The organism is Aeromonas sp. TECH754 (assembly GCF_056279295.1).
In genome coordinates this window covers 3129480-3156200 of the sequence record NZ_JBWBRA010000001.1, presented here as the reverse complement: position 1 = coordinate 3156200, position 26721 = coordinate 3129480, and the positions used below count along the sequence as shown (strand labels likewise).

The 26721-nt window shown below is 62.4% G+C and carries 21 protein-coding genes, 14 tRNA genes and 1 pseudogene; 26 read left to right on the top strand and 10 right to left on the bottom strand.

Translation table 11 applies throughout. The annotated features are described in order from the left end of the window. Positions 1–64: 64 nt before the first annotated feature. The 15 genes from ACZ9IL_RS14195 to nadA all read left to right on the top strand — a co-directional run bounded on the left by ACZ9IL_RS14195 (position 65) and on the right by nadA (position 2726). Positions 65–140: transfer RNA gene (locus ACZ9IL_RS14195), tRNA-Lys, on the top strand. Positions 141–172: 32 nt separating this feature from the next. Beyond that, positions 173–248 (top strand) — tRNA-Val (locus ACZ9IL_RS14190). A 21-nt stretch (positions 249–269) separates the two neighbouring features. Beyond that, positions 270–345: transfer RNA gene (locus tag ACZ9IL_RS14185), tRNA-Lys, on the top strand. 18 nt (positions 346–363) lie between these two features. After that, positions 364–439: transfer RNA gene (locus tag ACZ9IL_RS14180), tRNA-Val, on the top strand. Positions 440–460: 21 nt separating this feature from the next. Further along, positions 461–536 (top strand) — tRNA-Lys (locus tag ACZ9IL_RS14175). Between the two features lie 18 nt (positions 537–554). Then, positions 555–630, top strand: a tRNA-Val gene (locus ACZ9IL_RS14170). A 21-nt stretch (positions 631–651) separates the two neighbouring features. Then, positions 652–727, top strand: a tRNA-Lys gene (locus tag ACZ9IL_RS14165). An 18-nt stretch (positions 728–745) separates the two neighbouring features. Then, a tRNA-Val gene (locus tag ACZ9IL_RS14160) sits at positions 746–821 on the top strand. Between the two features lie 46 nt (positions 822–867). Next, a tRNA-Lys gene (locus tag ACZ9IL_RS14155) sits at positions 868–943 on the top strand. 20 nt (positions 944–963) lie between these two features. Beyond that, positions 964–1039 (top strand) — tRNA-Val (locus tag ACZ9IL_RS14150). A gap of 46 nt (positions 1040–1085) precedes the next feature. Then, a tRNA-Lys gene (locus ACZ9IL_RS14145) sits at positions 1086–1161 on the top strand. A 20-nt stretch (positions 1162–1181) separates the two neighbouring features. Then, positions 1182–1257, top strand: a tRNA-Val gene (locus ACZ9IL_RS14140). A gap of 21 nt (positions 1258–1278) precedes the next feature. Continuing rightward, positions 1279–1354, top strand: a tRNA-Lys gene (locus ACZ9IL_RS14135). Between the two features lie 18 nt (positions 1355–1372). Next, a tRNA-Val gene (locus ACZ9IL_RS14130) sits at positions 1373–1448 on the top strand. Between the two features lie 204 nt (positions 1449–1652). After that, entirely contained in the window at positions 1653–2726 is a 1074-nt protein-coding gene (nadA, locus tag ACZ9IL_RS14125; protein ID WP_476004074.1) for a quinolinate synthase NadA, read from the top strand. A 105-nt stretch (positions 2727–2831) separates the two neighbouring features. On the opposite strand, the gene ACZ9IL_RS14120 is transcribed toward nadA, so the two are convergent. Both ACZ9IL_RS14120 and gap read right to left on the bottom strand, forming a co-directional pair. After that, positions 2832–3698 carry a D-hexose-6-phosphate mutarotase gene (locus ACZ9IL_RS14120; RefSeq protein ID WP_476004073.1) on the bottom strand — a complete coding sequence of 289 codons (867 nt, stop codon included), beginning with the start codon at positions 3696–3698 and terminating at the stop codon, positions 2832–2834. A 109-nt stretch (positions 3699–3807) separates the two neighbouring features. After that, positions 3808–4803: a type I glyceraldehyde-3-phosphate dehydrogenase gene (gene gap / locus ACZ9IL_RS14115; RefSeq protein WP_042651298.1), complete on the bottom strand. Its 996-nt coding sequence runs from the start codon at positions 4801–4803 to the stop codon at positions 3808–3810. Between the two features lie 344 nt (positions 4804–5147). On the opposite strand from gap, the pseudogene malQ reads away from it, so the two are divergent. The 4 genes and pseudogenes from malQ to msrB all read left to right on the top strand — a co-directional run bounded on the left by malQ (position 5148) and on the right by msrB (position 12271). Continuing rightward, positions 5148–7338: pseudogene (gene malQ, locus ACZ9IL_RS14110) on the top strand (4-alpha-glucanotransferase). Positions 7339–7417: 79 nt separating this feature from the next. Next, positions 7418–9595 carry a 1,4-alpha-glucan branching protein GlgB gene (gene glgB / locus ACZ9IL_RS14105; RefSeq protein ID WP_476004072.1) on the top strand — a complete coding sequence of 726 codons (2178 nt, stop codon included), beginning with the start codon at positions 7418–7420 and terminating at the stop codon, positions 9593–9595. After that, a complete protein-coding gene (gene glgX / locus ACZ9IL_RS14100; protein WP_476004071.1) occupies positions 9595–11736 on the top strand; it encodes a glycogen debranching protein GlgX in 2142 nt (713 codons plus the stop codon). The genes glgB and glgX overlap by 1 nt, the downstream gene beginning before the upstream one ends. 145 nt (positions 11737–11881) lie before the next feature. After that, positions 11882–12271 carry a peptide-methionine (R)-S-oxide reductase MsrB gene (msrB, locus tag ACZ9IL_RS14095; protein WP_476004070.1) on the top strand — a complete coding sequence of 130 codons (390 nt, stop codon included), beginning with the start codon at positions 11882–11884 and terminating at the stop codon, positions 12269–12271. A gap of 79 nt (positions 12272–12350) precedes the next feature. Here the strand turns inward: msrB and chrA are convergent, their stop codons facing one another. The 4 genes from chrA to ACZ9IL_RS14075 form a co-directional block, all read right to left on the bottom strand. Then, positions 12351–13514: a chromate efflux transporter gene (gene chrA / locus ACZ9IL_RS14090; protein ID WP_476004069.1), complete on the bottom strand. Its 1164-nt coding sequence runs from the start codon at positions 13512–13514 to the stop codon at positions 12351–12353. Positions 13515–13629: 115 nt separating this feature from the next. After that, positions 13630–14073 carry a nucleotide triphosphate diphosphatase NUDT15 gene (locus ACZ9IL_RS14085; protein ID WP_476004068.1) on the bottom strand — a complete coding sequence of 148 codons (444 nt, stop codon included), beginning with the start codon at positions 14071–14073 and terminating at the stop codon, positions 13630–13632. Between the two features lie 412 nt (positions 14074–14485). Then, positions 14486–15490, bottom strand: a complete 1005-nt coding sequence (locus ACZ9IL_RS14080) for an NADP-dependent oxidoreductase (protein WP_476004067.1) — start codon at positions 15488–15490, stop codon at positions 14486–14488. After that, the gene (locus tag ACZ9IL_RS14075; protein ID WP_476004066.1) at positions 15487–15915 is read right to left on the bottom strand and encodes an organic hydroperoxide resistance protein; all 429 of its coding nucleotides are present in this window, start codon (positions 15913–15915) and stop codon (positions 15487–15489) included. Before ACZ9IL_RS14075 ends, ACZ9IL_RS14080 begins: the two co-directional genes overlap by 4 nt. Positions 15916–16057: 142 nt before the next feature. Here ACZ9IL_RS14075 and ACZ9IL_RS14070 point away from each other — a divergent pair, with 142 nt between their 5' ends. Then, a complete protein-coding gene (locus ACZ9IL_RS14070; protein WP_476004065.1) occupies positions 16058–16483 on the top strand; it encodes a MarR family winged helix-turn-helix transcriptional regulator in 426 nt (141 codons plus the stop codon). Between the two features lie 256 nt (positions 16484–16739). Next, a complete protein-coding gene (locus ACZ9IL_RS14065) occupies positions 16740–17057 on the top strand; it encodes a hypothetical protein (protein ID WP_476004064.1) in 318 nt (105 codons plus the stop codon). Between the two features lie 106 nt (positions 17058–17163). On the opposite strand, the gene ACZ9IL_RS14060 is transcribed toward ACZ9IL_RS14065, so the two are convergent. Further along, on the bottom strand, positions 17164–17640 hold the full coding sequence (locus ACZ9IL_RS14060; RefSeq protein WP_033129694.1) for an Lrp/AsnC family transcriptional regulator: 477 nt from the start codon (positions 17638–17640) through the stop codon (positions 17164–17166). A gap of 308 nt (positions 17641–17948) precedes the next feature. Further along, positions 17949–18569, bottom strand: a complete 621-nt coding sequence (locus ACZ9IL_RS14055; RefSeq protein ID WP_476004063.1) for a helix-turn-helix transcriptional regulator — start codon at positions 18567–18569, stop codon at positions 17949–17951. A gap of 188 nt (positions 18570–18757) precedes the next feature. On the opposite strand from ACZ9IL_RS14055, the gene ACZ9IL_RS14050 reads away from it, so the two are divergent. Continuing rightward, positions 18758–19996, top strand: a complete 1239-nt coding sequence (locus ACZ9IL_RS14050; RefSeq protein ID WP_476004062.1) for an MFS transporter — start codon at positions 18758–18760, stop codon at positions 19994–19996. 164 nt (positions 19997–20160) lie between these two features. Further along, a complete protein-coding gene (locus ACZ9IL_RS14045) occupies positions 20161–20982 on the top strand; it encodes a Cof-type HAD-IIB family hydrolase (protein ID WP_476004061.1) in 822 nt (273 codons plus the stop codon). Positions 20983–21214: 232 nt separating this feature from the next. On the opposite strand, the gene ACZ9IL_RS14040 is transcribed toward ACZ9IL_RS14045, so the two are convergent. Next, complete coding sequence (locus ACZ9IL_RS14040; RefSeq protein ID WP_476004060.1) at positions 21215–21778, bottom strand: DUF2799 domain-containing protein; 564 nt, start codon at positions 21776–21778, stop codon at positions 21215–21217. A gap of 195 nt (positions 21779–21973) precedes the next feature. Between ACZ9IL_RS14040 and ACZ9IL_RS14035 the strand changes: the two genes are divergently transcribed. The 3 genes from ACZ9IL_RS14035 to ACZ9IL_RS14025 all read left to right on the top strand — a co-directional run bounded on the left by ACZ9IL_RS14035 (position 21974) and on the right by ACZ9IL_RS14025 (position 26087). Further along, a complete protein-coding gene (locus ACZ9IL_RS14035; RefSeq protein WP_476004059.1) occupies positions 21974–22813 on the top strand; it encodes an isopenicillin N synthase family dioxygenase in 840 nt (279 codons plus the stop codon). Positions 22814–23024: 211 nt separating this feature from the next. Continuing rightward, positions 23025–24338: a sodium-dependent transporter gene (locus ACZ9IL_RS14030; RefSeq protein ID WP_476004058.1), complete on the top strand. Its 1314-nt coding sequence runs from the start codon at positions 23025–23027 to the stop codon at positions 24336–24338. Between the two features lie 435 nt (positions 24339–24773). Next, entirely contained in the window at positions 24774–26087 is a 1314-nt protein-coding gene (locus ACZ9IL_RS14025; RefSeq protein WP_476004057.1) for a sodium-dependent transporter, read from the top strand. Positions 26088–26233: 146 nt separating this feature from the next. Here the strand turns inward: ACZ9IL_RS14025 and ACZ9IL_RS14020 are convergent, their stop codons facing one another. Continuing rightward, positions 26234–26698 (bottom strand): hypothetical protein, encoded by a 465-nt coding sequence (locus tag ACZ9IL_RS14020; RefSeq protein ID WP_476004056.1) that lies wholly within the window; start codon positions 26696–26698, stop codon positions 26234–26236. Between the last annotated feature and the right edge of the window lie 23 nt (positions 26699–26721).

The following is a 26721-nucleotide window of genomic DNA, read 5'->3' as shown; positions in this document are numbered from 1 at the left end:
AAATCCGTAATATAGGCCGCCGTCAGAGCCGGTGCAGTAGTGCGCTCGGAACTGGTCGTGGTGAGGGTCGTTAGCTCAGTCGGTAGAGCAGTTGACTTTTAATCAATTGGTCGCTGGTTCGAATCCAGCACGACCCACCATTTCTTCACTGCGGGTGAAGACAGAATTCCCAGGTCGTTTAGCTCAGCTGGGAGAGCACCTCCCTTACAAGGAGGGGGTCACTGGTTCGAGCCCAGTAACGACCACCATGCTTTAAAAATGATACAGATGGGTCGTTAGCTCAGTCGGTAGAGCAGTTGACTTTTAATCAATTGGTCGCTGGTTCGAATCCAGCACGACCCACCATCATTCAGTTTTATCCCAGGTCGTTTAGCTCAGCTGGGAGAGCACCTCCCTTACAAGGAGGGGGTCACTGGTTCGAGCCCAGTAACGACCACCATGCTTTAAAAATGATACAGATGGGTCGTTAGCTCAGTCGGTAGAGCAGTTGACTTTTAATCAATTGGTCGCTGGTTCGAATCCAGCACGACCCACCATCATTCAGTTTTATCCCAGGTCGTTTAGCTCAGCTGGGAGAGCACCTCCCTTACAAGGAGGGGGTCACTGGTTCGAGCCCAGTAACGACCACCATGCTTTAAAAATGATACAGATGGGTCGTTAGCTCAGTCGGTAGAGCAGTTGACTTTTAATCAATTGGTCGCTGGTTCGAATCCAGCACGACCCACCATCATTCAGTTTTACCCCAGGTCGTTTAGCTCAGCTGGGAGAGCACCTCCCTTACAAGGAGGGGGTCACTGGTTCGAGCCCAGTAACGACCACCATGTTTTAACACTGCCCGCCACATGCGGTTGGTGACAGGTTCAAGATGGGTCGTTAGCTCAGTCGGTAGAGCAGTTGACTCTTAATCAATTGGTCGTAGGTTCGATCCCTACACGACCCACCATCTTGACCACCGAGTTCCCAGGTCGTTTAGCTCAGCTGGGAGAGCACCTCCCTTACAAGGAGGGGGTCACTGGTTCGAGCCCAGTAACGACCACCATGTTTTAACACTGTCCGCCACATGCGGTTGGTGACAGGTTCAAGATGGGTCGTTAGCTCAGTCGGTAGAGCAGTTGACTCTTAATCAATTGGTCGTAGGTTCGATCCCTACACGACCCACCATCTTGACCACCGAGTTCCCAGGTCGTTTAGCTCAGCTGGGAGAGCACCTCCCTTACAAGGAGGGGGTCACTGGTTCGAGCCCAGTAACGACCACCATGCTTTAAAAATGATACAGATGGGTCGTTAGCTCAGTCGGTAGAGCAGTTGACTTTTAATCAATTGGTCGCTGGTTCGAATCCAGCACGACCCACCATCATGCAGTTTTACCCCAGGTCGTTTAGCTCAGCTGGGAGAGCACCTCCCTTACAAGGAGGGGGTCACTGGTTCGAGCCCAGTAACGACCACCATATTCCGAGCAAATGGCTTGTGATAGAACCTTAAAACCTGCCGTATGGCGGGTTTTTTTGTATCTGCCGTTTACCCGCCGACAGGGCAGAACATAATCGCGAGGTGCTGGAGGCACTTACCCCATTGGCTGGATTTGTTGATGGGTTTGTGGCTTGCTTCTGGGTATAATTTTTACCTTTCCAAGCGTTGATGGAACAGTCGCAATGAGCAATGCACTGATCAGTGTCCCTCCGGTCATCGAGATGGACTACCCCTTTCCGGTCAAACCGGCCCCCCTGACTGCCGAACAGAAGGCGACCCTGATCACCGAGATCAAGGCGTTGCTCGAGACGCGTCAGGCCGTGCTGGTTGCCCACTATTACACAGACCCCGAGATCCAGGCGCTGGCCGAGGCCACCGGTGGTTTCGTCGGCGACTCCCTCGAGATGGCACGCTTCGGTCGGGATCACGCCGCCCAGACCCTGATCGTGGCAGGGGTGCGCTTCATGGGGGAGACCTCCAAGATTCTGAGCCCTCACAAGCGGGTGCTGATGCCGACGCTGGAGGCGGAGTGTTCCCTCGATCTGGGCTGCCCCATCGATCAGTTCTCCGCCTTCTGTGATGCCCACCCTGACCACATAGTGGTGGTCTATGCCAATACCTCGGCGGCGGTGAAGGCGCGGGCCGACTGGGTGGTGACCTCCAGCATCGCGCTGGAGATCGTCGAGCATCTCGACAGCCAGGGCCACAAGATCATCTGGGGCCCGGATCGCCATCTCGGCGCTTACATCGAGAAGAAAACAGGCGCAGAGATGCTGCGCTGGCAGGGGCACTGCATCGTCCACGACGAGTTCAAGGCGCGGGCCCTCAAGGAGCTCAAGGCCCTGAATCCGGATGCGGCCGTGCTGGTGCACCCTGAGTCACCGGCATCGGTTATCGAGCTGGCCGATGCGGTGGGTTCCACCAGCCAGCTGATCAAGGCGGCCAAAGAGTTGCCCCAGCAGAAGCTGATCGTGGCGACCGATCGCGGCATCTTCTACAAGATGCAGCAGGCCTGCCCGGACAAGGAGATGGTCGAGGCGCCAACCGGTGGCGATGGGGCGACCTGCCGCAGTTGCGCTCACTGTCCCTGGATGGCGATGAACGGCCTGGTGGCGATCAAGGAGGCGCTGACCGATGGCGCCGAGCGCCACGAGATCCTGGTGGACGAGGCGCTGCGGGTGAAGGCGTTGATCCCGCTGGATCGCATGCTGAACTTCGCCGCTGAACTCAAGCTCAAGACCCAGGGCAATGCCTGATCTTTCGAGTCGCTGAATACAAAGAGGGCACCCAATGGGTGCCCTCTGCTTTTAGGGATGGCGGCCTCGACCCAGCGGCTGGCGCGACAGCCGCATCATTCGGGATCAGATGATCACGGTGGAGAAACTGTGTTCCTCGTCCGGCAACACTGTGACGCCAGCATCGGCGGTGATGGCGGCCTCGACGCAGAACATGGTGCTATAGCCATCATCGCTCATGTCGGCCATGGCGCTGGCGCCCTCCAGCCAGGGAGTCCATACCACTATGCTGTCGTGGTTGCCGCTGACCACATGAATGGCTCGCTCGCCATCCTGCACTGTGACCCTGGGTGATGGTTGCAGGTAGATGCGATCCATGGCGCCAGAGAGCGTCAAGGCGCCCCGCTGCCGTGCATCCTGGCCGCTCAGCTTGTCGTGGTATGGCTCACCCAGGCCCGTTACGCTGACGGCCGCCGGGCTGCTTATCTGCAGATAGGTATGCAGGGCGGCGTTGTAGACGAGGGGGGCACTGCCGGTGTTGCGGGTGGTCAGCACCAGGGAGAGCTCCTTGCCGATCAGCACGTCCAGCTCCAGCTCGAAGGGGTGTGGCCAGAGGGCACGGCTGGCATCGTTGTCGGTCAGGGAGAGGTGCACCAGGGTGCCATCCTCGTGGTCGGAGACGCCATCCAGAGCCCACAGGGTGGTACGGGCGAAGCCATGAGCGGGCTTGCCGCTGCCGACACGGGCGGGGGCCGGGCCGAACCAGGGCCAGCAAATGGGAATGCCGCCGCGGATGGGCTTGCTGCCATCCAGCACGGCCTTGTCGCTGAGCCAGATCGAGGCCGGCTCGCCGTGACGCTGATAACTCAGCACATGGGCGCCAAACAGGCTGATCTCGGCCTTGGCATGGGCATTGTCGATGGTCAGCAGGGGCAGGCCTGCCGCGTTGTGGCTGAGGCTGCAATGGGCAGTCAGAGTACGTATGGGTTGCATGAAGGCTCCTGTGCGCGCGCACATTCAGAAAAGAGGGTAGCAAGACTCAGAATACAAAAAAGGCGGCCAATGGCCGCCTTTTTTACGCTACGTGATTGCGCATTCCAAATTACTTGGAGATGTGAGCGATCAGGTCCAGAACTTTGCTGGAGTAGCCCATTTCGTTGTCGTACCAGGATACAACTTTAACGAACTTGTCGTTCAGTGCGATACCGGCTTTGGCATCGAACACGGAAGTCTGACGCTCACCCAGGAAGTCAGTGGAAACCACTTGATCTTCGGTGTAGCCCAGCACGCCCTTCATGGAACCTTCGGAAGCGGCTTTCATCGCTGCACAGATTTCAGCGTAGGTAGCGGCTTTCTTCAGGTTGACGGTCAGGTCAACAACGGACACGTCCGGAGTCGGTACGCGGAACGCCATACCGGTCAGCTTGCCGTTCAGCTCAGGGATAACGACACCCACAGCCTTGGCGGCACCGGTAGAGGACGGGATGATGTTCTGAGCCGCACCGCGGCCACCGCGCCAGTCTTTGGCAGACGGACCATCAACGGTCTTCTGGGTAGCAGTGGTTGCGTGAACGGTGGTCATCAGGCCGGATTCGATACCGAAGGTATCGTTCAGAACCTTGGCGATCGGGGCCAGGCAGTTGGTGGTGCAGGAAGCGTTGGAAACGATGTCCTGGCCAGCGTAGGTTGAGTCGTTAACACCCATGACGAACATCGGGGTAGCGTCTTTGGACGGACCAGTCAGAACGACTTTCTTGGCACCGGCAGCGATGTGCTTGCGAGCGGTGGCGTCGTCCAGGAACAGACCGGTGGCTTCGGCAACAACGTCAACACCGATGGCGTCCCATTTCAGGTTTGCCGGGTCACGCTCAGCGGTAACACGTACGGTCTTGCCGTTGACAACCAGGTTGCCGTCTTTGACTTCAACGGTGCCATTGAAGCGGCCGTGAGTGGAGTCGTACTTCAGCATGTAAGCCATGTAGTCAACGTCGATCAGGTCGTTGATACCAACTACTTCGATGTCGTTGCGCTCAGCGGCCAGACGGAAGACGAAACGGCCGATGCGGCCAAAACCGTTAATACCTACTTTGATAGTCATAATTGGTTACCTAACTGTTCAGTAGTCAAAGAAAATTCCGTTTGTAAATTTACTAGAACTCCCCCGTGAGTCAACCAACAATCTGCGCGAAATTGCGCTATATCATGAAAAACTGTGAAATTAATTTTCGGTTTATGTAACTGACTACCAACTTTTGTCGAATGTTCCATCAGCTGGTTCTCGTCACAGAGATCAACAATAGTGCCTGCCCGGTCACACATCCAGCCGGGGAGATATGTAAAAATGTGCGCGGTTTAGCATGGCCAAAGAGCCACTGTTCAAGCACCACCCATAAAAATTAATCAAATAGTATAGATAGAATCCACAGCGGGAATTCTCAAACTATGACCACCCTGATTGAACAGCTGGCTGCCGCCAAAGGCATTGCCAGCGAGTATATTGATGCCTCGGGGCCACCCGGCCCAGGTATCCGAAGAGAGCAAGGCCGCCATGCTGGGCGCCATGGGCTACCGCGTCGATGACGAGGCCGCCCTGACCGAGCAGCTTGAGCAGGAACACCGCCAACATTGGCTGCGTCCACTGGATCCCGTGATGGTGGTCCGCAGTGGCGATGCCATCAGCCTCGAAGTCCGTCTGCCCATCGAGTTCGTCAACGATGCTCTGCATTGGCAGATCGCGCTGGAGCAAGGCGCCCTGTTGACCGGCCAGCTCACCCCCATCGAGGGAGAACTGATCGGGGTCGCCGAGTTTGAGGAGATGGAGTGCCAGGCCTATCGCGTCGCGTTGGATGTGCAGCCCGAACTCGGTTATCACCAGTTGACCCTGCTGGAAGAGGGCAACGACGAGCCACTCGCCAGCATGCGCCTCATCGTCGCCCCCAAGTCCTGTTACAAGCAGGCGCAGATCGCCAATGGGCGCAAGGTGTGGGGTCCGAGCGTGCAGCTTTACTGCCTGCGCAGCCGCCATAACTGGGGCATGGGGGATTTCAGCGATCTTGGCCAGCTGGTCGAGAAAGCGGCCGCCTGGGGTGCCCACTTCGTCGGCCTGAATCCGATCCACGCGCTCTATCCGGCCAACCCGGAGAGTGCCAGCCCTTACAGCCCCTCCTCCCGTCGCTGGCTCAACGTGGCCTACATCAACGTCGAGGTGGTGCCCGAGTTCCTGGCCAATGAGCGGCTCAAGGCCGAGGTGGCCAATCCGGCCTTCCAGCAGCATCTCGCCTCCCTGCGTGCCAAGGAGAATGTGGACTACACCGGCGTCATCGAGACCAAAATCGGCATGTTGCGTCAGGTGTTCGACCAGGCGAGCCTCGGAGCCGAGCGTCAGGCGCAGTTCGATGCCTTCGTGGCGGCCGGTGGTGACAGCCTGCAGCAGCAGGCGGTGTTTGATGCGATTCAGGCCCATTTCTATGCCAAGGGCGAAAACGCCTGGGGCTGGCCGGTCTGGCCAGAGGCGCTGCGCGATTACCACCATCCCGAAGTGGCAGCCTGGATGGCCGAGCACAGCCAGGATGTGGCTTTCTACCTCTACCTGCAGTTCCTGGCCGACGAGCAGCTGGCGCAGGCAGATGCCCGTGCCAAGGCCGCCGGCATGGTGATGGGGATCTACCGGGATCTGGCGGTGGGCGTCTCCGAGGGGTCCACCGAGATCTGGGCCAACCGGGATCTTTACTGCCCGAAAGCCTCGGTCGGTGCGCCGCCGGACATCCTGGGCCCGCTCGGTCAGAACTGGGGTCTGCCCCCGATGAACCCGAACCAGCTGTTCGAGGCGGCCTATCAGCCGATGGTGGACCTGTTCCGTGCCAACATGCGTGCCTGCGGCGCGCTGCGGATCGACCACGTCATGGCCTTGCTGCGCCTGTGGTGGGTGCCGCCCGGAGAGTCTGCCGCCAAGGGCGCCTACATCTACTATCCGGTCAACGACCTGCTGGGGATCCTGGCGCTCGAGTCCCACCGCAACCAGTGTCTGCTGATCGGGGAAGATCTCGGCACCGTGCCGGAGGGCATCGACGTCACCCTCAAGGAGAACGGCGTGCACTCCTACAAGGTGTTCTTCTTCGAGCGCTCCAAGGAGGATGGTGGCTTCATCTCCCCGGCGCACTACACCGAGCAAGCGATGTCGGCGTTGACCACCCACGACATGCCGACCCTGAAGGGCTTCTGGCAATGTGACGATCTGGCGCTGGGTCGCGAATTGGGATTGTATCCAGATGAAGATGTGCTCAAGACCCTGTATGCTGATCGCCACCAGGCCAAGCAGCGGATCCTTGACAGCTTGCACGCCCATGGGGTCATCTCACAGAACATCAGCCACGACGTGAACTGGGTCGGCATGAACACCGAGCTCAACCACGGTCTGCAACTGCACATGTCCCGCGGCAGCTGCGCCCTGTTCAGCACCCAGCTGGAAGACTGGCTGGAGATGGACAAGCCGGTCAACGTGCCGGGCACCAGTTACGAATACCCCAACTGGCGTCGCAAGCTCTCCCGCGATCTGGAGGATATTTTTGCCGATGAGGCGCTCAAGGCGCTGGCAGGCAAGATGAGCCAGGCCCGTGACGAGGCCAGTCGTTGAGCCATTGTCGCCAACTGACTAACTTTCATCCGCTTCGGCTTTGGCCGGAGCGGATGCTCAGCCATGAAAGGAAATGTCGATGCCCGTTGAACGTTTGGTTGCCGCCCGCTGTGCCGAGCCCTTTTCCCATCTAGGCCTGCTGGCCAATCCTGATGGACCAGGCCTGAAACTCACCACCTGGTTACCCGATGCCACCTCGGTCCGGGTCAGGGATCTCAAGTCCGGCAAGATAGTGGCCACTCTGACCTCCGCCGATGAAGCGGGCCTTTTTGAAACTGTTTTCACCCGTCGCAAGAATCCCTTCCCTTATCAGCTGCTCGCCAGCTACCCCGATGCCAGTGCCGAATACATAGACCCTTATCAGTTTCAGGCTGCCGCCTGGGATGGTCTGGCAGAGCTGGCGTCGCAGCCGGAAAATATCTACCACACCCTCGGCGCCCAGTTACGCAGTGTCGAGCACCTTGGCCTGCGGGTCGAGGGGGTGCGCTTCGCCGTCTATGCGCCGAGCGCCAGTTCGGTGAGCCTGATCGGCGACTTCAACTTCTGGGACGGCCGTCGCCACCCCATGCAGCGCAGCCAGTGTGGTCACTGGGTGCTGTTCGTGCCGGGTCTCAAGGCGGGGGATCGCTACAAGTTTGAGCTCAAAGATCCGGCTGGCCACCGACTGCCCCACAAGAGCGATCCGGTTGGCTTCTACTGCGAGCAGTATCCCTCGTTCGCCTCCGTCATCCATGACCACGAGCAATACCAGTGGCAGGATGCGGCCTGGCGCGAGAGCCAGCACAACGACAAGCGGGAGCAGCCGCTCTCCATCTACGAGTTGCACGTGGGATCCTGGAAGCGTCACCCCAACGGCGACAGCCTGAGCTGGCGCGAGCTGGCGGTGGATCTGGTCGATTACGTCAAGCAGATGGAATACACCCACATCGAGCTGATGCCGGTCTCCGAGCACCCCTTTAGCGGCTCCTGGGGCTATCAGCCGGTGGGCATGTTCTCGCCGACCAGCCGTTTCGGCAGCGTCGATGACTTCAAATACTTCGTCGACCAGTGCCATCAGGCCGGGATCGGCGTGATCCTGGACTGGGTACCCGCCCACTTCCCGGCCGATGCCCACGGTCTGGCCCGTTTCGACGGCACCCCGCTCTACGAGTACGAGGATCCGCGCCGTGGCTGGCACCCGGACTGGAACTCCTACATCTACGATTTCGGTCGCAACAACGTGCGCCAGTTCCTGGTGGCGAGCGCGCTGTTCTGGCTCGACAAGTTCCACATCGACGGCCTGCGGGTGGATGCGGTCGCCTCCATGCTTTATCTGGACTATTCCCGCAACGCCGGTGAGTGGGTGCCGAACGTCGACGGCGGCAACCACAACTACGAGGCCATCAGCCTGCTGAAATGGACCAACGAAGAGGTGTACGGCAAGTATCCCCACACCATGACCATTGCCGAGGAGTCCACCGCCTTCGCTGGGGTCTCCAAGCCCACCTTCCTGGGCGGGCTGGGCTTTGGCTTCAAGTGGAATATGGGCTGGATGCACGACACCCTGAGCTACATGCAAAAGGAGCCGGTGCACCGCCGCTATCACCACAACGAGATGACCTTCTCCATGGTGTATCACTATGATGAGAACTTCATCCTTGCCCTGTCCCACGACGAAGTGGTGCACGGCAAGCACTCCCTGCTCTACAAGATGCCGGGGGACGAGTGGCAGCAGGCCGCCAACCTGCGCGCCTACATGGGCTTCATGTATGCTCACCCGGGCAAGAAGCTCAACTTCATGGGCACCGAAATCGCCCAGAGCAACGAGTGGAATCATGATGCCCAGCTGCCCTGGCAGCTGCTGCAATATCCCAAGCACGGTGGTCAGCAGCGGCTGATCCGGGATCTCAACCATCTCTACCGTCATGAAGCTGCCTTGTATCAGGCCGATTATGAGCAAGTGGGCTTCCGCTGGCTGGATCATCAGGATGCCGACAACAGCATCTTCGCCTGGCTGCGGGCCGACAAGCAGGGCGCCAATCAGGTTCTGGTGGCCAGCAACTTCACCCCGGTGCCGCGCATCGGTTATCGACTCGGGGTGCCGCAGGCCGGTCACTACGCCGTGGTGCTCAACACCGACAGCGAGCATTACTGGGGCAGCAACTATGATGTGGGGCTGGCCTTCGTCGCCGAGCCGACGCCCTGGCAGGGGATGGCGCACAGCATAGTGCTGGATCTGCCGCCGCTCGCGACCTTGTTCATCAAACAGGAGTCTTGATGTTTGTAATGGAAAACGGGGTGGACTACCCGCTGGGCGCCCGCCTCGACGAGACGGGTTGCCACTTCTGTGTCTGGGCCCCCCAATCGGATCGGGTGGAACTCTGCCTGTTCGACGAACAGGAGCGGGAGCTGGTTCGACTGACGCTGCCCGGTCAGCGCGGCCAGTATCGCTTCGGCTATGTGCGTGGCGTGAAGGCCGGCCAGCGCTATGGCTACCGGATCCACGGCACGCCGCGGGACGGCATGCTGTTCGATCCCGACAAGCTGCTGATCGATCCCTATGCCAGGGCGCTCAGCCGTCCGACCCATTGGGACGACGAACTGTATGAGGGGGACAGTGCGGCCATGGTGGCCAAGTCGGTGGTGGTCAACGATGACTTCGACTGGCAGGGGGTCGGCAAGCCCGCCATTTCCCCCGAGCGGGTCGTCATCTACGAGACCCACGTCAAGGGCTTCACCCGCCAGCATCCCGGCGTTCCCGCCGAGCTGCGCGGCACCTACCTCGGCATCAGCCATCCGCTGATGATCGAGCATCTGACCGCGCTCGGCGTCACCTCGGTGCAGCTGATGCCGGTGGCGGCCTTCATGTCCGAGCCTAGGCTCGAGCAGTTGGGGCTCACCAACTATTGGGGCTACAACCCCATCGCCTTCTTCGCCCCCGAGCCGCGCTACGGCGCGGGGGACGCGGTGACCGAGTTCAAGACCATGGTGCGCGAGCTGCATCGGGCCGGGCTCGAGGTGATACTGGACGTGGTCTACAACCACACCGCCGAGTCAGGCGCCGACGGCCCCATGCTGTCCCTCAAGGGTTTCGACAACGCGGGCTACTACGCCTTCGAGACCGGGGCACACGGCCCGGACTACAACCGTCACGCCAACGTGACCGGCTGTGGCAACAGCGTCAATCTGGATCACCCCAACAGCCTGCGGCTGGTGCTGGATGCCCTGCGCTACTGGGTCACCGAGATGCAGGTGGACGGTTTTCGCTTCGACTTGGCGGTCACCCTGGCGCGGGAGGCGGGGGAGTTCGATCCCATGAGCGCCTTCTTCAAGGCCATGCTGGCGGATCCTGTGCTGGCGCGGGTCAAGCTGATCGCCGAGCCCTGGGACATAGGTCCCTTCGGCTATCGGCTCGGCCAGTTCCCGAGCCAGTGGCTGGAGATCAACGACCGCTATCGCGACACGGTGCGCGCCTTCTGGCGCGGGGATGCCGGCAAGATGGGGGACTTTGCCACCCGGCTGGTGGGCTCGCGGGATCTGTTCCCGAAGAACTGGCGCGCCCCCCACACCAGCGTCAACTATCTCTGCTACCACGACGGCTTCACCCTGGAGGATCTGGTCTCCTACAACCAGCGTCACAACCAGGCCAATGGCGAGGACAACAGAGACGGTCACGGCAACAACCTCTCCTACAACCACGGGGTGGAGGGACCGACGCTCGACCCCAGAGTGAACAACCTGCGCCAGCAGCAGAAGCGCAACCTGATCGCCACTCTGCTGCTCTCCCAGGGCACCCCGCACTTCCTGGCCGGGGACGAGATGGGCCGCAGCCAGCTCGGCAACAACAACGCCTACTGTCAGGACAACCAGATAAGCTGGGTCAACTGGCAACTGCGACCGGAAGATGAGCGGCTGCTCGCCTTCACCCGGCAGATGATGGCGCTGCGGGCGGAATCCGGGGTCTTCTCCAACCTGCAACTGAGCGACGACAGCTGGAATGGCGCCGCCGTCAGCTGCCACAAGGTCAACTGGTACCATCCCGACGGCCATCAGCTGACGGATCAGGACTGGCATGCTCCCATGGGGCAGGCGTTCGCCATGGACATCGGCATGCTCGAGGGGGATGGGGAGCGCTGGTACGTGCTGTTCAACGCCAGCGACTACGATATCCAGTTCCGCCTGCCGCCACCCGGCACCGGATTGGAGTGGGTGCAGGTCATCGACACCGCCACCAACGACGGCCTGCCCTTCCTGCCGGACGACATCAAGCGCCAGGTGTCGGTGGGGCGTGCCCACTCCCTCAAGCTGCTGGAGCGCGTCGCCCTGTCGGCGGTGGCGTTGGCAAAGGAGGGGGTGATGGCGGCGCCGGATGTTGCCGTCGTGTTGCCAACGGGATCACAGTTCCCGCTCGCGGGGTAGAGTGAAACGGCCGGACTGGGTATGCTGGGCGCCGTTACCTATGGCAAGGAGTCCGTATGAATGGCAACAATCCTGAACGGTGGCGCAGCAATCCCGAGAACCGGGCAGTATCATTCCTGCCCGGCAAGCATCACGAGGAGTCAGTATGAGTGGCAATAATCCCGAGCAGTGGCGCAGCAAGCTGAGCGCCGAACAGTTTCGCGTCTGCTGGGAGAAAGGCACGGAGCAGCCCTACAGCGGTGCTCTGCTCCACAACCGCAAGAGCGGCGACTACCTGTGCGTCTGCTGCAAGAGCGTGCTGTTTCACTCGGATGCCAAGTTTGATTCGGGCTGCGGCTGGCCCTCGTTCGATCGGGCCATCGAGGGGACTGTGACCTACACCGAGGATCGCAGCCACGGCATGGCGCGGGTGGAGATCACCTGCAGCCAGTGCGGTTCCCACCTCGGTCACGTCTTCCCGGACGGGCCGACCGAGACCGGCCAGCGCTACTGCGTCAACAGCCTGAGTCTGGACTTCGATCCCGACGCCGAGTAAGCCTGCCTCGCACGACATGAACACGGCGCCTCTGGTGAAAGAGGCGCCGTTTTTTTTATGGTGAAGGATCCTTGCCGAGTCAGGCCGGCAGCGTGGCGGCGCCCACCAACAGGGCGGCCAGCGCCAGGATGGGCAGCTTCAATACCCGCAGCAGATAGAAGCCGAGGGCGGCTAGCGCCAGATCCCGCGGCGTCAGCACGGCGCTTTGCCACACCGGCTGATAGATCGCCGCCAGCAGCAACCCCACCACGGCCGCATTGATACCGGTGACGGCGCCCGCCAGCCGGGGATGGGCCAGCCAGGCTTGCCAGCAGGGCCCCATGGCCCACAGCAGCAGGAAGCCCGGCAGGAACAACGCGAGGGTCGCCAGCAGGGCCCCCGCCAAGGGGCTGGCGGGCAGCAGCAAGGCGCCGAGGTAGCTGGCCAGGGTGAACATGGGGCCGGGCACCAGCTGGGCCAGGCTGTAGCCGGTCAGCAGTTGCTGCTGGTTGAGCGCCTGCCCTGCGCTCTCGGCAAGCAGGGGCAGCACCACGTGGCCACCGCCGAACACCAGGCTGCCCGCCCGATAGAAGTCGGCTGTCAGCTGACCGAGCGGGCCATCGGCCAGCAGTGGCAGGCCGACGAACAGCAGGGCAAACAGCAGCAGAGCAGGCCAGTGAGGTTGGCTACCGACGACGGAGGAGGGCGGCGTCGGCTCCGATGCTCCCGCTGCGGTCGTGGGCCGGTGCGCGGGCTGCGCGCACAGCAGGGCCGCCCCAACCAGCATGATGAGCTGGGTCAGCAGGCCGGGCTGCCACCAGAGGGCGGCGGCGGTGGCCACCATGATCCCCTGCTGCAAGGGGCGTTGGCAGAACTGGCGGCTCATGGTGAGCACCGCATCCGCCACCACCACCAGAGCCAGCAGCTTGAGGCCGTGCAGGGCCGCCGCCAGCCAGAGGTTGGCGCCGGCTTGGCCGAGACCGATGGCCGCCGCCAGCAGCAACAGGAAGGAGGGGAGGGTGAAACCGAGGAAGGCCGCAAGGGCGCCCCCCAGCCCCGCGCGCTGACGACCGATGGCGAAGCCAAGCTGGCTGGAGGCCGGCCCCGGCAACAGCTGGCACAGCGCCAGCAACTGGGCAAATTCGGCCTGAGTCAGCCAGCCAAGGCGGGCGACGAAGGTGCGCTGGAAGTAGCCGATATGGGCGGCGGGCCCGCCGAAGCTGATGCAGCCCAGCCACAGAAATTGAATGAATACCTGTCCCACGTCGTCACCCCTTCGTTGTCATCATCGACCCGGATCATATGACAAAGCGGTGACTTTTTTATGACAGTTCGGGTTGCGGCAGATAGCAACGTCCCGCCAGCCGGCAGGCGATGGTCTAGGGGGTAGGCTGGCTCGACGCCGGCAGATGGCAACGTCCCGCCAGCCAGCAGGCTATCGACTGGCGGCTGGCATCGAAGTGGGGCTCGGGCAGTTCGCGGGGATCGCACCAGATCCAGCCCTCGCACTTCTCGGGCTCCAGCAGTTGTGGCTCCCCCTCCACCTCGGCCAGCAGGGTGATCGAGATGTAGTGCAGCCCGCTCTCGCGCCAGGTCTCCAGGTTGTTGGTGACGGCGATGACGCTGGGGGCCTGGATGATGAAGCCCGTCTCCTCGGCCACTTCCCGGATGGCGGCGGATTCGAAACTCTCGCCCAGCTCCAGGTGGCCGCCGGCGATGGACCAGTAGGGCGCGTGGCTGCCCTTGCGCTTGCCGAGCAGCACCTGGCCCTTGGCATTGGTCAGGATGACGCCGACACCGACGCGGGGATGGGGAGTGGACATCTGAGGGCTCCTTGTTGTGGCTGTACTGTCATTGCAATCTGGTTGCACCCTGGCTGACCAGGGGGCGCGAGACGAGCCGGATGGACCGGGATGCTGCCGTGATCGACCCCGACGGGAGACATAAAGGCGCCTTGCCGAGACCAGATAGCACCATAAAAAACGGGCCCACCTTAGGGCGGATGGGCCCGTTTCGCAAGTCACCGGCCGGTGAGCTCGAAGGCAATCGTCAGGTTGCGTCGATTCTCTATCTGTCCAGTAGATAGATGGTGCGAGATAGCATCTATTCAAACGATGGAGTAAGGCGGCAAACGCCGGAACAGCCGGCCCGCGGGCATGCCGTCATGGCCGTTGTCGGCCCGTCTCCTGAATGAAGATCCGGGCCGATTGCCTCATCTCGATGCCGATCCGCCACTCAATCGAGCTTGACCAGCATCTTGCCGGTGTTGCGGCCCTCGAACAGCCCGATGAAGGCCTGCGGCATGCTGGCCAGCCCCTCGCTGACGGTCTCCTCGGCCTGCAGGGCCCCGGCCTCGAACGCCGGGATGGCCTCGGCCAGGAAGTCCCCGTAGTGCTGCCAGTGATCGGAGACCAGCAGCCCCTGCATCAGGATGCGCTTGCGGATCATCTGGGCGAGGTTGCGCGGGCCGCTCGCGCCGCCGTTGCTGTTGTACTGCTCGATGAGGCCGCACAGGACGATGCGACCATGGACCGTCATCTGGTTGAGGGCCGCCTCCAGCATGGCGCCGCCGACGTTCTCGAAGTAGACGTGGATGCCCTCCGGGGCTAGCCGGGCCAGCTCGGCATCGAGATCCGGCGTCTCCTTGTAGTTGATCACGGCGTCCACCCCCAGGGTCTGGAGGTAGGCGACCTTGTCGGCCGAGCCAGTGGAGCCTATCACCCGCGCCCCGGCCCGCTTGGCGAGTTGCACCGCCATGGTACCGACCGCGCCGGAGGCGGCCGAGACCAGCAGGGTCTCACCGGCCTGCAGCTGGGCGACCTTGTGCAGGCCCGCCCAGGCGGTCATGCCCGGCATGCCGAGGGCGCCGAGGAACAGCTGGGAGGGCAGGGAAGTCGCTGGCAACAGGGTCAGCTGCTCCCCCTTGGCGACGAAGCTGTCGCGCCAGCCCAGCATGCTGCTGACCCTGTCGCCGACCTTGAAACCGGGGTGGCGCGAGGCCAGCACGGTGCCGATGGCGCCGCCATCGAGCGGGCCGTTGAGCGGGAAGGGCGGCACATAGCTCTTGGCCTCGCTCATGCGGCCGCGCATGTAGGGATCCACCGACAGCCACTGGTTGGCGACCAGCACTTCTCCTTCCAGAGGCGCGGGTAGCGGGACTTCCCGCAGGATGAAATCGGCCGGGGTGGGCAGGCCGGTCGGGCGACGCAGCAGCTGGATCTGATGGCTGAGCTGACTCATGGTGTTTCCTCCAAGGGGGTGCCGTTGAGCGAGAGATGGGTGATGACGTTGCCCCGGATGGCGTTGGAGAAGGGGCAGGTCTGGTGTGCCAGACGCACAATCTGTTCAGCCTGCACTCCCTGAAGGGAGACGTCCAGTGCGATGGCAAAATTGAAGCGACCATCGTCCAGCGCCAGCAGCTCGACGCTCGCCTCGACCGGGGCACTGCGAAGGGGCGTGCCGAGCTGTTTGGCCACGTGGAGCAGCGCGTTGGAGAAACAGGCGGCATAGCCGGCGGCCAGCAGCTGCTCCGGGTTGTTGCCCTGGCCGTTGCCACCGAGGGCGGTCGGCAGGGCCAGCGCCAGTTGCAGGCTGTTGTCCAGGGTATGGACTTCGCCGTTGCGGCCGGCCTGGGCGATGGCCTGGGTACGATAGAGTGTCTTCATGTCGGTGCCTCTGAATTGATTTGCGTGCAAACTAAAGCGAGACTAATCCCGAACCCGGGGGCTGGCAACTGTTTTGTGTGCAAATTATTCAGCCCTCCCTTTTACTGAGGTATACTGGCCCCACTTGTCAGCGAGGTGCCCCATGAGTGAATTGAAAAAGCAGGTCTGTTTTGCCCTCTACAGCGCCTCCAATGCGGTGATGCGCGCCTACCGGCCGTTGCTGGACAAGCTGGACCTGACCTACACCCAGTATCTGGTCATGCTGTCGCTGTGGGCGCGCGATGAGGTCAGTCTCAAGGAGATAGGACAGGAGACCGGGCTGGATGCGGGCACCCTGACCCCCATCGTCAAGCGGCTGGAGAGCAAAGGCTGGCTGACTCGCAGCATCTCCAGCGAGGATGAGCGCCAGAAGTGCATTCGCCTGACCGAGGCGGGCCGCCAGCTGCAGCAAGGGGTCAGGGACTGTTGCCTGGTCGACAATCTGCGCAGTCAGCTGGATCTGGATGATGGCGAGCTGGCGCAGCTCAAGCAGCTCTGCGACCGCCTGGCCGGGCAGCTGGGGCGCTGAGTCCGGCCCAAGTCAGGCGGCCGGGCGCCATTCGCGGCGACAGCTGCGCGCCACCGCCTTTGGATGAAAACGCTGCAAGCTGAACCTGTGGTAGATAAAGTCGCCAAAATAGTGTGACGCAGACACCATAAAATGACATAACCGGTCTCTTTACCGGTTTTTTTCGCGATCTCGCCTGCACTTTGGCGCCTTGTTCATGGTGCGCTCATTTTTATCTTCCCATACTGGCCCCACAGTGCCATTTAAGGAGAGAGAGATGCAGTCATCCATCGTCGGACTCTCCATTCTGTGGGGGCTGTCCAGTTTTGGTGTTCAGGGGGATTTCATCGAGAGCCGTGATTCCGTTGCGCCGTCCTGGCAGGCCGAGTCCAGAGTGGAGATGGAAGGGTATTTGATAGAGCCGTTGGGCGCCGATCGCTGGCTGTTCGACAACGGTAACGAGAGTCTGCTGGTCTCACTGCCCGAGGGGCACTGGGTACCTGCCGGTGAGCGGCTGCGGCTGAGTGGCGAGCCCCAGCAGGAGCAGGCAGGCTGGCTGCTGCAGGTGCAGGACGTCAGCCCGGTGAGTGTCTGAGCTCATTCGAGCTAACACCGAACAAACAGAAGAGGAGGCCCGGGCCTCCTCTTGTTTTTTGTGGTCTCTGGCGCCTTGCCCAGGGTGATGAAGGGGCCGCGCTGGCTTACCCCAGATGGTTGAGGGGCAGCGCCGTCTTGTGCTTGATGCGGCGCAGCACGAAGCTGGAGCGCACGCCGGTCACGCCGGAGATGTGGGTCAGCTTGTCCAGCAGGAAGTGCTGGTAGTGCTCCATGTCCCGCACCACCACCTTGAGCTGATAGTCGGCGTCGTTGCCGGTGATGAGGTCGCACTCCAGCACCTCGGGCAGCTCCTGAATGGCCCGATCGAAGTTCTCGAACCGCTCCGGGGTGTGCCTGTCCATGGAGATGTGAATGTAGGCGGTGAGCGTCAGCCCCAGCTGGCGGGCGTTGAGCAGGGTGACGTGGGTATCGATGAGACCGGCATCTTCCAGCGCCTTGACCCGACGGGAGCAGGGGGAAGGGGAGAGACCGACCAGCTCGGCCAGCTCCAGGTTGCTGATGCGGCCATTCTCCTGCATCAACTCCAGAATATGCCTGTCGATACGATCAAGTTTCAGCATTATCCGTTCCTCGTTGCAATTACTGATTCACTTTCCCTAGATTAAGGGTGAACTATTGCAAAAACAACTGTAAATACTTGCTACTTCACAACCACTCACCGCGCCGGGGAGGGTACCATGGTCCTATCTTCCGGTGGCAAAGCAGATACCCGACCAGGTCTCTGTGGTGAAGGACCTTACCGGGTCAAGAGCCCCATCAGCCGTCCGACTCTATCGGGAAACGACAGGCTGGAACGAGAGCATCTCCTCCCCGAAGGCAACAAAGCAGGCATCCCGGCGCCTGCTTTGTTGTTTCTGGCGTTTGCGCATCAGGGCTGCGGCCTGATGCGATAGAGACAGCGTCTATCCCCCTCCAGCAGATATTGTTCCCGCTCCACCTCGGCGGGGGCCAGCAACTGGCGAAACAGCGCCAGCTCGCTCCTGCAAAATCCCCGGCAGGCCCGCGCGGCGGCGCAGATGGGGCAGTGACTCTCCCACCACAACCAGCTGCCATCCTCCTCCTGACTCATGTCCGCCATGTAGCCCTCGCGGCTGCGCAGCGTCTTGAGCCCGGCCAGTTTCTCCGCCAGCGTTGGCTGGTTCAGCTCGGCCCGATAGCGGCTCAGCATCTGCTGCTCCCGTCGCGCGATGAGTTGTTCCATCCCTTCTTCGCCAAACAGCTGTTGAACGTCGTCGATGAGCTGCAGGGTCAGCTCGCTGTGGGTATCGGGGAAGCGCTGCCAGGCCTGCTCGGTCAGCTGCCAGAGCCGCACCGGACGGCCCCGGCCACGAGCCTCGTCGCTGAAACTCACCCAGCCTTCGGCCTCCAGCGCGAGCAGATGCTGGCGGGCGCCCATGGAGGTCATCTGCAACTGCTCGCCGAGGGCGGCGGCGCTCTGGGGTCCGTGACTCTTGAGCAGAAACAGTATCTTGTCGGTGCTGGCGTTCATTGGGTGGCTCTCGTTATCGACAGGCGTGTACCGGGGAGATGGCGTGAATGGAAACAGAAGCTGGTCGGCACTGGCGTTGATGGAGCCATTATGGGGAGCGGGGTCATTTAAATCAACAATTCGCTTTACTTAATCACGCCTCTCCATTCAGTATAAATAAACAAATAACTTTATTTAATGGGGCGTACATGGAAGGAATCAAGACGCAGGCCAGTCTCTGGGTGCTGGTGATGACGGTGACCCTGGCGGTGGCGGGCTTCAGCCTGCCATCCCCGGTGCTGGCGCCGCTGATGCTGGATCCGGCCCAGGGCATGCTGACCCCGGAGGCGTCCGACTGGAGCCGCAAGCTGTGGCTCGGGGTCATCATGGGGCTCTACCCGCTGTTCCAGCTGCTGGGGGCGCCCTGGCTGGGCAGGCTGTCCGACCGCCATGGCCGCAAACCCATACTGACCCTCTGCCTCGTCGGCGTGCTGGCGGGCTATGCCCTGATGGCGCTCGGGATCGCCTGGCGCTCCCTGCCGCTACTCTTGCTGAGCCGGGTGTTGGAGGGCTTCTTCAACGGCGACATCGCCATCGTCCAGGCCATGGCGGCGGACATGAGCACCCCCAAGACCAAGGCGCGCAACTTCGCCAGGATCAACATCGGCATGAACCTCGGCTGGGTGCTGGGCCCGATGATCGGGGGCTACGCCGCGGTGATCTCGGGGGATTACAGCCTGGCGGCCTGGCTGGCGGTGGCCATGACGGCGGGCAACCTGCTGCTGATCCTCTGGCTGTTGCCAAAGCGACCACCGGTGGTGGCGGAGCAGACCCTGGCGCCACTCTCGAGCTGGCAACTGCTGCAACAGCCCCGGCTGCTGCCCTACTTCGTGCTGACCCTGCTCAGCTACGGCGCGGTGCAACTCTATTTCACCTACTTCAACGTCTGGTTGGTGGAGCGGCTGGCCTGGGATCCGGTGCAGCTGGCGCAGGGGGCCGTGCTGGTGAGCGTGCCCATGATGCTGGGCTCCTGGCTCGGGTCCCGGCTCGCCCACCACTGGCGTGGCAGCACGCTCGGCATCGTGGGCCACCTGGTGATGGCGGCGGGCATGCTGATGTTCGTGTTGCCGAGCCAGTGGTGGGGGCTGGCGCTCACCTTCATCCCGGCCGGCATCGGCATGAGCCTGGGGGAGCTGGCCACCTCGGTTGCCGTTTCCAACCGCAGCCACGTCAGCCAGCAGGGCCAGGCGATGGGGCTCTACCGTGGCCTGGCGGTGGGCAGCGAGATCCTGGCGGTGCTGGTGGGCAGCGCGGCGCTGCTGGCAGGCACCGAGTGGCCCTTCTATCTGGCGACGATCTTCGGGGTGATCTGTGCCCTCGGCTTCTATGGTCTACGCAGACGAGCGGATCGGCGTGAACGGCTGGCCGCCTGTGCCGAGCCGGGTTGATCCCGGGCGACAGGTGGATCACAGATTGGAGGCGGGGCGGCAGGGGAGGCTTGCATAGTCGCGGCGAGTCTGGGACGGTATGACTCTTTGCTTCGCATTACCCGATCGCTCGGCGACCCCTTGCTCAGTCATGCGCCCCGCGATGCCCCGTTTTTGGAGGTGATATGAGAGAGTTTCAGGCCATTGCTTTAGATATGGATGGCACCCTGTTGACCCGGGATCACAAGATCTCGTCCGCGACTCGGGCGGCGCTGGCGCAGGCCCGCGCCTACGGCATCAAGGTGCTGCTGGTGACCGGCCGCCACTTCATGACGGCCCGCCCCTTCCACCACGAGCTGGCGCTGGATACCCCCATCATCTGCAGCAACGGCGCCTATCTCTATGATCCGGTGCAAGACCGGATCCTGGCGGGGGATCCGCTGGCGGTGGCGCCGCTCACCGCCTTGCTGGCGCAGGTCGAGGCGCAGCAGATGGGGGCCCTGTTCCACCTCGATGAAGGCATCGGCTACCTCGGCTGCGACGAGCATGTGAACCGGATGCGGCGCTGGTCGGCCAATCAGCCGGATCACCTCAAGGTCTCCCTGCTGCCAGCCGAAGATCTCGCCGCCTGGCTACAAAAACCGGTCTGGAAGTTGGAGCTGTTCAATCAGGACCCGAGCCGCCTGCACCGCTTCGTGGGCGAGGTGGTGCAGGCCCTGCCCTTTACCCAGGACTGGGCGGCACCCTATGCGGTGGAGCTGGTGCAACCCGGGTGCAGCAAGGGCAACCGGCTGGCCCAGTGGGCCGCGAGCGAGGGCATCGCGATGGAGAATGTGGTGGCGTTTGGCGACAACAACAACGACATCAGCATGTTCGAGCAGGTCGGGCTGGCGGTGGCCATGGGCAACGCGGCGCCCCAGATCCAGGCTCATGCCCATCAGGTCACCGCGGATCACAACGAGGACGGCATCGCGCTGGCACTGCAGCGCTGGGTACTGCCTTCCTGATCGCTTGGCAGTCCGGAACATGATGGGGTGGTCTCGGCCACCCCATCATCCTTTGAAAACCGGTTCATGATCTTACTGCGAGGCCGTGATCAAGGCTCATGTGCTGCTCGGAATCCTCATGTATTCACATACACTCCGGTTCCTGTGCTGCTCTTTACCTTGCTGCCAACCTCTCGTCACAGATCGTGAACAGGTTCTAAGAAACGGGGAGGGGGAGGGCTCTCCCTGACGCTCAGCTACCGAAGGAGAACTGGATCACCCGATCCGGGAAGCGGATCCGGTTGTACTCCCGGCTAACCCCTTCGTAATGACGGATGGCCCGATCGCGCTGGGCACGGTAGTAGTCCCGCTGCTTGGCGTCGCTCTCGCCCCGGATCTGCTGATCCAGCTGGTAGATGGTGCGCTCGGTCCGCTCCAGCTCCTGCTGCAACTCACTCAGGCGCTGTGCCAGCAGGAACTCCTTGCGGCCGCGCTCGAACTGGGTGAGGAACGTCGTGTCATTGGGGCAGACCCCCAGGTACTCGCTCCCCTCCCGGCCCTTGCTGTAGGCGAGCTCGGGGATGCAGTAGAGCTCCAGCCCCTTGGCGTAACCCCGCTGCCACTCCGCCTCGTCCACCTTGAGCCCATATTCGCCGCAGGTCTTGCTGTAGCCGCCGCTGGCCGCCCGGGTCTTGCCCTCTGTCCCGTCCTGATAGCCTTGGTTGTACCAGCTCATGGCGCGGCACTCCTCTTCCGACAGCGAGCTGCAACCGGCGAGCAGCAGGGGCAGGGTCAGCAACAGCATCCTGGGGGACATGGGAAGGGCTCCTTAGGTGAAAGTGCAGGCATTCTAGAGAGGATGGAGAGCAGGACAAGTCTCCGCCAAAGTCGTGGCAACATGATGTTTTTATCAATATTTTCAAGCTGTTGTGACCATGACTTAGGCGACCTTTCCTTGCCGGGGTTGGCAGGGTAAACTGCGCCTACTTTTAACTGGCACGTAACAAAAACAATGAAAGTCCTGACCGTCGATTACCGCTCCCCCGATGCGGCCGAGCGTTTCACCGAATCCCTGCGTACCACCGGCTTCGGGGTGTTGACCAACCACCCCATCCCGAAGGAGCTGGTGCAGTCCATCTATGACAACTGGTATCGCTTCTTCATGAGCGAGCAGAAGCAGGAGTTCCTGTTCAAGCGCGAGACCCAGGACGGTTACTTCCCGCCCTCGGTCTCCGAAGTCGCCAAGGGCAACACCCAGAAAGATCTCAAAGAGTACTTCCACCTCTACCCCTGGGGCCAGATGCCGGCGGAGCTGAAAGAGCAAGCGATGGAGTACTATGCCCTCGCCAACAACCTGGCCGCCGAGCTGCTGGGCTGGGTCGAGCAGTACACCCCGAAGGACATAGCCGCCCACTACAGCTGCCCGCTCTCCTCCATGATCGCAGAGAGCCAGAAGACCCTGCTGCGAGTGCTGCACTACCCGCCGTTCGACGGCACCGAAGCGCCGGGTGCCATCCGCGCCGCCGCCCACGAGGACATCAACCTGCTGACCATCTTGCCCGCCGCCAACGAGCCGGGCCTGCAGGTGAAGGGCTCGGACGGGGAGTGGATGGACGTGCCCTGCGATTTTGGCACCCTCATCATCAACATCGGTGACATGCTGCAGGAGGCCTCCCGTGGCTACTACCCCTCCACCACCCACCGCGTGATCAATCCGACCGGCGGCAGCGCCGCTAAATCTCGCATCTCCCTGCCGCTGTTCCTGCACCCGCGCCCGGACGTGGTGCTCTCCGAGCGTCACACCGCCCACAGCTACCTGATGGAGCGGCTGCGGGAATTGGGTGTTATCTAATCTGACGCCTCATTGATGAGACCGAAAACCGGAGCAAACAGGCTCCGGTTTTTATTGGGTGGCATCTTTGGGTATTAATTCGAGTTTTATTGGTCATTGCTGCCAATAAAGCGGTTTTATGCCGGATATACGCCGAGTGATTGCGCGCCGCCGGGCGTACTCTGGGCGCCATTTCGGGCCCCTGTGGGCGGGCCCCTCGCTCGGAGTTCTTATGCAGCAGTCCCAATGGTCATCCCGGCTCGGTTACATCCTGGCCGCCGCGGGTTCCGCGGTCGGTCTCGGCGCCATCTGGAAGTTCCCCTATGTCACCGCCGCCAACGGGGGCGGCGCCTTCCTGCTGGTGTTCCTGCTGTTCAGCTTCACCCTGGGGGTGGCGGTATTGATGGGGGAGACCCTGCTCGGCAGCCTGAGCCGGCGCGGTGTGGTGGGGGCCTTCGGCACGCTGCTGGGCCAACGCTGGCGCTGGGTCGGTGCCATGGGGCTGTTGTGCAGCCTGTTGATCTTCTGTTTCTACAGCGTGGTGGGCGGCTGGACCCTGGGCTATACCGGCATGGCGCTGGCGGGTGAGCTGCGCCAGGGGGACGGCGCGGCGCTGACCGCCCGCTTCAACGACTACGTCGGGGATCCGCTCTGGCCGGTGCTGACCCACCTGCTGTTCGCGGGCCTCACCTGGTGGTTCGTGCAGGGTGGGGTGCAAAAAGGGGTGGAGCGCACCCTGCGCTGGATGATGCCGGCCCTGTTCATCATGATCCTGCTGCTGGTGGCCTTCGGCCTGACCCTGCCCAACGCCATGGCCGGGGTGCGCCACTTCCTGCTGCCGGACTTTGGCAAGCTCGGCATGTCCGGGGTGCTCGATGCGCTCGGGCTGGCGTTCTTCTCCCTCTCCATCGGCCTCGGCATTCACACCACCTATGGCGCCTATCTGCCGGATAGCGACGGGGTTGGCCGCTCCAGTCTCTGGGTGGTGCTGCTGGCCAGCCTCATCGCGGTATTGGCGGGGCTGATGATCTTCCCGGTGCTGGCGGCGACCGGCATCGATCCCGCCTCGGGCCCGGGCCTCACCTTCATGACCATGCCGGCGGTGTTCCAGCAACTGCCCTTCGGCCAGGGATTGGCGGTGGTGTTCTTCGCCCTGCTGGTGGTGGCGGCGCTCTCCTCTTCCATCTCCCTGCTGGAGCACCTGCAATGTTTCCTCTGCGAGAGCCTCGGCTGGTCGCGGCGGGCCTCCTGCAGCTTCATCACGGCGCTGGTGATGGCGGGGGGCATCCCGGTCAGCCTGTCGTTCGGTCCCTGGGCTAGCCTGACCCTGTTTGGCAAGAACATCTTCGAGCTGCTGGATTTCATCACCTCCAACTTGCTGATGCCGCTGTTCGGGCTGGCCCTCACCCTGCTGCTCGGCTGGCAGCTCGGCCGCCGGGCGCTGCCCGAGGGGCTGGCTCCCCACTGGCGCCGGCTGGTGATGGGCTGCTGGCGCTGGTTGGCGCCCCTGCTCATCGGCGGCATCCTGGTGCGGGGCCTGCTCTGAGCCTCGGCGGCGGGTCTCTGGCCCGCCCCCTTGTTCAACCGTGGAGCCATGGCTGCCAGAAGCGTGCCGATGAATCGTATATGGCGGTATTGACCCTGTTGAAAAGTCCGTAAAATGTGGATTTATCGGTATTTTCGATTGTTGATTTGGCATTGTATGTCGTCAATACTCTGTTTTATGGGGCTTTAGAGACTATTAACTGTCAACCTCTCTTTCCATGGTTTAGGCTGTGCCCCCTGTTTTGCATTCAGGTTGCGCCCTCATGTCACTCCTCATCGCGCCGTTCCGCCGATTTTTTAGCTCGCAAGAGAGGTGACCTTGCGCGCGCAGTCTGTCTGAATGTTCATCGCAAAGGTCGCCAGAGGCGGCCTTTTTTATTGTCCGTCATTTTATTGCCAGGAGTATTGATTCGATGTTCTCTTCCCCGGAGGTTGTATGAGCCAGGTTCAGTGGTCTTCCCGTCTCGGTCATGTGTTGGCGGCAGCCGGCACCGCCATCGGCCTTGGCGCCATCTGGAAGTTTCCCTATGTGACGGCCACCAACGGTGGCGGCGCCTTCCTGCTGGTGTTTCTGCTGTTCAGCTTCACTCTGGGGGTGGCGGTACTGGTGGGGGAGACCCTGCTCGGCAGCCGCAGTCAGCGCGGGGTGCTCGGCGCCTTCAACAGGCTGGTGGGGCCGAACTGGCGCTGGATGGGCTACATGGGGATACTGTGCGGCTTCTTCATCTACAGCTTCTACAGCGTGGTGGGGGGCTGGACCGTGGGTTATGCGGTGCTGGCGGTGATGGGCAGGCTGAACCTGAGCGAGGGCTCGGCGCTGACCGCCCTGTTCAACGGCTATGTCAGCCACCCCTGGTGGCCGGTGCTGACCCATCTGGTGTTCGCCGGGCTCACCTGGTGGTTCGTGCAGGGGGGCATCCAGAAGGGGGTGGAGCGGGCGCTGCGCTGGATGATGCCAGCCCTGTTCGTGATGATGTTGCTGCTGGTGGGGGTGGGGCTCTCCATGCCGGGCTCCCTGGCCGGGGTGCGCCAGCTGCTGCTGCCGGACTTCTCCATGCTGACCGGCCAGAGCGTGCTGGACGCGCTGGGGCTCGCCTTCTTCTCCCTCTCCATCGGCCTCGGGGTGCACACCACCTATGGCGCCTACCTGCCGAGCAGCGAGGGGGTGCTGAAATCCGGGGTCTGGGTGGTGACGTTGGCGAGCCTCATCTCGGTGCTGGCGGGGCTGATGATCTTCCCGGCGCTGGCGTCTACCGGTATTGACCCGACTGCCGGGCCAGGCCTCACCTTCATGACCATGCCCGCCGTGTTCAGCCACCTGCCGTTTGGCCAGGGGCTGGGGGTGGTGTTCTTCCTGCTGCTGCTGGTGGCGGCGCTCTCCTCCTCCATCTCCATGCTGGAGCATCTGGTGCGTTTCACCACCGAGGAGTGGGGCTGGTCCCGGCGTGGTGCCTGCCGGGTGCTGACCCTGCTGATCATGGCCTCCGGCATCCCGGTCAGCCTGTCATTCGGCCCCTGGAGCGAGCTGACCCTGTTTGGCAAGACCATCTTCGACTCGCTGGACTACCTCACCTCCAACCTGATGATGCCGCTGTTCGGCCTGGTGCTGACCCTGCTGCTGGGCTGGCGACTGGGAGACAGCATACTGCCCGCCGACTTGTCGCCGCTGCTGCGCGGTTGCTTGCTCTGGTGCTGGCGACTGGTGGCGCCGCTGCTCATCGCCGGCATTCTGGTGCGGGGTCTGCTCTGAGGCACATTGGGTTGCCGCTCGCCAGGGGCTGGCGGCCGCTGATGTCATGTCCGAGCGCCGGGATCCTGCGGGGTATCGGCTAACCGGCGGGAAGGGATGACGCGAGAGGGGTTGGCCAGTGGCCAACCCCTCTTCGTATCGGGCGATTATTGCAGGCCGGGGCCCTTGGCGGAGAAGGGGCAGTCGGCCTGATAGATGAGCCTGCGCCCCTGATGATCATCCGCCTGCCAGGCGAGATCGAGCTGGCCGAGCCGGCCGAGGTGGCGCAGCTCGAACTCGTAGCGCAGGCAGGGGTTATCGAGGGGAAGCTGGGCCATGCCCGCCGGCAGGCGATAGTGGTAGCGCAGCAGGGGGCCATCCTGCAGCGCGCTCTGCTCGGGTACCAAGCCTTCCGCCGTGGGGGCGGGGGCACTCAGGTAGCGGCGCAGGGCGATGGGGGCGTCGATGGCCTTCTGGTAGTGGAGCCCGTTCATGGCCGCCAGCTCCTCTTCCAGCCGTGTCAGCTCATCTTCCAGTCCGCTCAGGGCCTGGCCGAGCTGCTGATGGGCGGGCGAGGCGCAGCCTCCCAGCAACAGGGTCATGAGTAACAGGGCGGCACGGGGTGGCAACATGAAGACTCCTTCTGGGCGGGGCC